The organism is Heyndrickxia ginsengihumi (genome assembly GCF_011008565.1).
Lineage (GTDB): Bacteria > Bacillota > Bacilli > Bacillales > Bacillaceae_C > Weizmannia > Weizmannia ginsengihumi.
The window spans coordinates 43,632-49,863 of the sequence record NZ_JAAIWK010000027.1 but is presented as its reverse complement, the minus strand read 5'-3'; the positions used below and the strand labels follow the sequence as shown (position 1 = coordinate 49,863).

General features: G+C 35.2%; 8 protein-coding genes and 1 rRNA gene. All 9 read left to right on the top strand.

The features are described from left to right. Nucleotides 1-30 precede the first annotated feature (30 nt). The 9 genes from rrf (at nt 31) to yabA (ending at nt 6,135) form a co-directional block, all read left to right on the top strand. A 5S ribosomal RNA gene (gene rrf, locus G4D61_RS14680) occupies nt 31-146 on the top strand. Between the two features lie 215 nt (nt 147-361). Continuing rightward, a complete protein-coding gene (locus tag G4D61_RS14675; RefSeq protein ID WP_025730374.1) occupies nt 362-559 on the top strand; it encodes a sigma factor G inhibitor Gin in 198 nt (65 codons plus the stop codon). Nucleotides 560-898: 339 nt separating this feature from the next. Further along, a complete protein-coding gene (locus G4D61_RS14670; protein WP_163174211.1) occupies nt 899-2,323 on the top strand; it encodes an aminotransferase class I/II-fold pyridoxal phosphate-dependent enzyme in 1,425 nt (474 codons plus the stop codon). Between the two features lie 21 nt (nt 2,324-2,344). Beyond that, on the top strand, nt 2,345-2,986 hold the full coding sequence (tmk, locus tag G4D61_RS14665; protein WP_025730371.1) for a dTMP kinase: 642 nt from the start codon (nt 2,345-2,347) through the stop codon (nt 2,984-2,986). Between the two features lie 134 nt (nt 2,987-3,120). After that, nucleotides 3,121-3,450, top strand: a complete 330-nt coding sequence (darA, locus tag G4D61_RS14660; RefSeq protein ID WP_025730369.1) for a cyclic di-AMP receptor DarA — start codon at nt 3,121-3,123, stop codon at nt 3,448-3,450. A 14-nt stretch (nt 3,451-3,464) separates the two neighbouring features. Next, the gene (locus tag G4D61_RS14655; RefSeq protein ID WP_025730367.1) at nt 3,465-3,905 is read left to right on the top strand and encodes a YaaR family protein; all 441 of its coding nucleotides are present in this window, start codon (nt 3,465-3,467) and stop codon (nt 3,903-3,905) included. 12 nt (nt 3,906-3,917) lie between these two features. Beyond that, nucleotides 3,918-4,925, top strand: a complete 1,008-nt coding sequence (gene holB / locus G4D61_RS14650; RefSeq protein WP_025730365.1) for a DNA polymerase III subunit delta' — start codon at nt 3,918-3,920, stop codon at nt 4,923-4,925. After that, the gene (locus G4D61_RS14645) at nt 4,918-5,745 is read left to right on the top strand and encodes a PSP1 domain-containing protein (protein WP_025730363.1); all 828 of its coding nucleotides are present in this window, start codon (nt 4,918-4,920) and stop codon (nt 5,743-5,745) included. The genes holB and G4D61_RS14645 overlap by 8 nt, the downstream gene beginning before the upstream one ends. Nucleotides 5,746-5,760: 15 nt before the next feature. Then, nucleotides 5,761-6,135 carry a DNA replication initiation control protein YabA gene (yabA, locus tag G4D61_RS14640; RefSeq protein WP_025730361.1) on the top strand — a complete coding sequence of 125 codons (375 nt, stop codon included), beginning with the start codon at nt 5,761-5,763 and terminating at the stop codon, nt 6,133-6,135. Nucleotides 6,136-6,232 lie beyond the last annotated feature (97 nt).

The window sequence follows — 6,232 nt, the reverse complement described above, 5'->3', positions numbered from 1 at the left end:
GAGAGAACATTTTCTCAATAATTTAATAGGTCCGGTAATTATAGCGAGAAGGTCACACCCGTTCCCATCCCGAACACGGAAGTTAAGCTTCTCAGCGCCGATGGTAGTTGGGGGTTTCCCCCTGTGAGAGTAGGACGTTGCCGGGCAAAATAAAAAACCACAGAGAAATCTCTGTGGTTTCTTTGTCGTTAACATAAACGATGATTTGTCGGCTAGTGTTTATTTCTAATATTAGGAGTACAAACACTTTGAGTTAGGCGCATACATATGATGTGTTAAACTTTAAATCTTTTATAACTTGTTTATTTTAGTATATAAAAAGATTAAAATGGGAAATCTGAATATAAGGGGGTGGATTTAGATGGGTATGTATGTTGGTAAAAAAACTGAAATATGTTCGATTTGTAATCAGGAAAAATCGAGAGGAATACACCTATATACCACATTTATTTGCGAGGAGTGTGAACATGAGATGGTTCACACTGAAACAAATGATCCAAGATACTCTTTTTTTATTAATCAATTAAAAACAGCAATTAAGTCTAAAATGTATCGATGAGGCTGGGACAAAGCTTAAAAGTGGTTAGCTAAAGACGAACATTGCACAAATCAGTTCTGGAAATATACGTAGACTCCTGTAGGAGGATAGGCATCGGTGAAACTCTGAGTGCATGAGCACGAGGAAGCTCACCAACCGCCAACGGCAGGCAAAGTATATTTCCGGAGCAGGAGTGGAGCGCAATATTCGGTTTTTCTTTAGTTAATATACTTTTGTCCTAGCCTCTTTTCTATGTTTGATAGTATATAAAAGGAGATTCTAATTACCAAATATAATAGATTTCTTTTTGCTATGATTATAGTAAAATGAAGAAAGTAATAATAGCGAGGTTCGATTTAAATGAATCAGATAAATATGCCTTTATATACAGCATTAGAGGAATTTAAGCAGAAAAATCCAATTTCCTTTCATGTTCCTGGTCATAAAAATGGTCTCCTGATGGAAGCTTTTAATCAAAATATTGTATCATCTTTACAGTATGATGTGACTGAGCTATCAGGTTTAGATGATTTACATCACGCAGAGGGTGTTATTTCTGAAGCTCAGCAACTGCTTTCTCATTATTATCACAGTGTAAAGAGTTATTTTCTTGTGAATGGGACTACAGTTGGAAACTTGGCAATGATTCTTTCTGTATGTAAAGCAGGGGACTATGTTTTAGTGGATCGAAATTGCCATAAATCTGTATTAAATGCTTTAAGAATTGCAAATGTAAAACCAATTTTTGTATTTCCAACCATCGATTCAGATATAAAAGTGGGCAACGGATTCCAACGGTCTCTAGTTGAACAAGCATTTCAACAATACAAACATATAAAAGCATGTATTTTTACATATCCTAATTATTATGGAATGACATATGATTTGCAGTCTATTATCGATTGTGCTCATAAGCATGGAAGTATTGTATTAGTAGATGAAGCACATGGTCCGCATTTTGCGCTAGGTTTCCCATTTCCATCTCCGGCTGCTGAATGTGGGGCAGATATGGTCGTTCACTCTGCCCATAAAATGCTACCAGCAATGACAATGGGTTCATATTTGCATGTCTATAACGAATCTATTCCAATTGAAAAAGTAGAGTACTATTTATCTGTATTACAATCAAGCAGTCCATCATATCCAATTATGATGTCGCTTGATTATGCAAGGTGGTATGTGGCAAATTTTACAAAGGAAGATATATCTTATACGCTTAAACAAAGAGAATCTTTTATAAAGGCATTGAGAAACATAGGCATTCGTGTTGTAGAAACACCGGGGCAAGATCCATTAAAGTTATTAATTTCTAAAGATGAGGTTTCTGGTTTTGATCTTCAGAAGGGATTAGAGCATGTCGGCCTATTTTCGGAAATGGCGGATTTTTATCGTGTCGTGTTCGTATTACCATTACTAAAAAAAGACGTGGAATATCCATATCAAGAAGCTATTGATCGGATGAATTCGGCAGAATTAGAAACATTACCGACTATAAAAGGGGAGCTTAAAACGATTAAATTCCCTGAGGTTATAACTGAGCCTGTTCTTTCGTATGATGAAATGGAAAGATGCACAATAGAATGGGTCTCTATCAAGCAAGCAAAAAATTGTATAGCTGCTAAAATGATTATTCCATATCCACCGGGAATTCCATTACTATTCCCTGGAGAAGTTATTACAGATGTCCATATTCAAGCGATACAGCAATTGCGTATGTATCGTGCGTCATTACAAGGTGAACACAAGTTGGATGAGGACAAATTAGCAGTTTTTAAATTGAATTAAGAAGATTGGCGGGTTTTATAAATGAACGGGATTTTTATTACAGTAGAAGGACCAGAAGGTGCCGGAAAAACATCAGTTTTGCAAAAAATTGGTCAAGAACTAATACGTCAAGGATTAAATATTGTATTAACTCGTGAACCTGGGGGGATTCGAATTGCCGAGCAAATTCGCGAAGTTATATTAAATAAAGAAAATACTGAAATGGATGAGCGTACAGAAGCACTGTTATATGCAGCGAGCCGCAGACAGCATTTAGTGGAAAAGGTTATTCCCGCTCTTGAAAAAGGAGATATTGTTCTTTGTGATCGCTTTGTTGATAGCTCATTAGCTTACCAAGGCTATGGCAGAAACATTGGCATGGATGAAGTATGGTCTATCAATCAATTTGCAACGAATGGAATTATGCCTGATATGACGATTTATTTTGACGTTGATATAGAACGGGGATTAAATAGAATTGCTAAAAATGATCAGAGGGAAGTAAACCGTCTTGATTTAGAGACATTAGATTTTCATAAAAGGGTTCAAGAGGGTTTTGACCTTTTATTGAAAAAATTCCCTGATCGCTTTGTTAAAATTGATGCAAATGAAGATTTTGAGAAAGTATATGAGCATGCATTGGAACTTATAAAAAAATTGTTATTGGAACGTGGAGCAATATAAATTGCTTTTTATAGTTTTTTAGATCATTTTCCAAGGGATTTTATAAGTTCAGCAAGAATTACGTATATAACAAAAAATATTCAATGATATAATGTAAATAGATTAGTACGGAAAAGTATTGGGAGGGATAGAAGATGAAACTGATTGTAGCAGTTGTTCAAGATCAAGATAGCAACAGGTTAATGAAAGCAATGGTTGAACATAATTTCCGAGTAACGAAACTTGCTTCGACTGGTGGATTTTTGAAATCTGGTAATACGACATTTTTAATTGGGACGGAAGAATATAGAGTGAATAAAGCTCTACAAGTTATTAAGGATAACTGCCAATCTAGAGATCAACTTATTACTCCTGTATCCCCAATGGGGGGAAATGCAGATTCATATATTCCTTATCCTGTGGAAATTGAAGTGGGTGGTGCGACAGTGTTTGTCCTACCAGTAGACGAATTCCATCAGTTCTGATAGGAGGCATGTAGGTGAAAATCAATCAAGATTTAAGAATTGGTATGGATAAGACATCAGTAGAGCAAAAAACATCAATGACTAATAGCTCCAATTTTGGATCAATCGTTCAAAAGAGCGGAGAAAAACTACATGTTGATGAACTAAATAAATTGCTCTCACAAATCGAGGATGCTGGAAATCGCCTGGAACGGTCCCGTACATTTAAAGATTTAGCTAAATATAAAACACTTGTAAAGCAGTTTGTTCAACAAGCGGTTTCTTATAGTATGAAGATGAAGCAATCACAAACATGGAATCAATATGGAGAAAATCGAAAATTGAATCTTGTTGAGACAATTGATAAAAAACTTGCTGACATGACAGAGGAATATATTCAAAAAGAGCAACCTTCAATTGATATTTTAGGGAAAATTGGTGAAATTAAAGGATTATTAATTAATTTATATACGTAAGAGAGTGATAGAATGGCCGTTATATGGGATGAACTGGAAAAAGTTCAACCAATTGCAGCAACATTGTTAAGAAATAGTATAAAAAGAGATAGAATTGCTCATGCTTATTTATTTGAAGGAAGTCGTGGCACTGGGAAAAGAGATGCTGGTTTGTTATTTGCAAAGACATTATTTTGTTTAAATATTTCTACTGAAGGAATACCATGTGAGCAATGTTCCAATTGTATAAGAATTAATCATGGAACACATCCGGATGTTCATATAGTAGAACCAGATGGTCTTTCAATTAAAAAAGAGCAAATTAAGCAATTGCAGCAAGAATTTACGAAAACAGCTGTTGAGTCGAAAAGAAAGTTGTACATGATTGTCCATGCAGATAAAATGTCTGTTAGTGCTGCTAATAGTTTACTGAAATTTTTGGAAGAACCAAATGCTGAAACAACAGCCATTTTGTTAACCGAACAAATACAGCAAATTTTACCAACAATTCTTTCACGTTGCCAAGTTGTGTCATTTAAACCATATCCAGTTACATTATTGCAAGAAAAGTTATTAGAAAATGGCGTTTCAGCGCATGTTTCCTTATTATTAGCGCATTTGACACAAAATGTGGAGGAGGCACTTTCTTTATACCAAGATGAGTGGTTTGCACAAGCGAGAAAATTAGTGTTAAAATTATATGAGTCCCTAAAGAAATCTTCTTCTTATGCAATGGTCATGTTGCAGGAGGATTGGTTTCAACATTTTAAAGAGAAACAACAGATGGATCTAGGGCTAGATCTATTGTTATTTATTTATAAAGATCTTCTTTCTGTTCAATTAGGAAAAGAAGATACATTGTTTTATCCTGATCAGCAATCCCATTTTTATACTGACACTCTTTCATTATCTCCACGTTCTCTAGCTGAAAAGATAACCATTATTTTAGAAGCAAAAAGAAAGTTAAGTGCAAATATGAATCCACAGTTATTAATGGAGCAGCTAGTGTTAAATTTGCAGGGGGGATCGGCCTTTGTTTAATGTTGTAGGAGTTAGATTTAAAAAAGCGGGAAAAGTCTATTACTTTGATCCAGGTGAGCTTACAGTTCAAAAAAACGATTCAGTTATTGTTGAGACTATACGGGGAATTGAATATGGTCTCGTAGTAACAAATCCAAAGGTTGTGGGTGAACATGATGTCGTATTGCCATTAAAAAAGGTGATCCGTATTGCTGATCAAAAAGATCATATGACCGTTGATGAGAATAAAATTGCAGCTAAAGAAGCCTATGAAGTTTGTACAAGCAAAATTATTGAACATCAACTTGATATGAAACTCGTGGATGTTGAATATACATTTGATCGAAATAAAATTATTTTTTATTTTACAGCAGATGGGCGTGTTGATTTTAGAGAGCTTGTCAAAGATTTGGCAGCCATTTTTCGCACAAGAATCGAATTGCGCCAAATTGGTGTACGGGATGAGGCAAAAATGCTTGGAGGAATTGGACCTTGTGGAAGAATGCTCTGCTGTTCAACTTTCTTAGGTGATTTCGAGCCTGTTTCAATCAAGATGGCAAAGGATCAAAATCTTTCTTTAAATCCTACTAAGATTTCCGGTTTATGTGGCCGACTAATGTGTTGCTTAAAATATGAAAATGATGAGTATGAAACGGTAAAAGAGGCTCTTCCTGACATAGGTGAAAAAGTTCATACACCTCATGGCTTAGGGAAAGTTACAGGGCTGAATATCTTGGAGAGAGTTCTACAGGTAGAGCTCCAAGACCAAGGACGGATTATTGAATATACAATGGACGAAATTCTAAATGAAGAAATCGTTTCAATTCAATCCACAGACTAATGAGGTGGAGAGTTTATGGATAGGAAGGAACTTTTTGAGTCAGTAAATAATATGGAAGAGCAGATCGGGAATCTTCATCATAAATTAGGTGAATTGAAGCAATATTTAACAGAGGTAATTGAGGAAAATAATGCGTTGAGAATTGAAAACGACTATTTACGTCGCAGACTTAGGTTAGAAGAAACTGATAAACATGATTCTCATCAAGAAGCCTCTCTTAATACAAAAGATTCACCTCATTCAATTCAAAAGGAAATTGATATTGGTGAGGGATATGACAATCTTGCGCGATTATATCAAGAGGGATTTCATATTTGCAATGTGCATTTTGGTAGTCCGCGTAAAGACGAGGATTGCCTCTTCTGCTTATCTTTTCTGAATAAAAAATAATTGTTTTATACAATTGACCTAAATTGGGTTGTCTTTCGAGGCAGCCCCATTTTTATGATATCATGATAGAATTGAACTGGTTTAAAAGGTACTAACG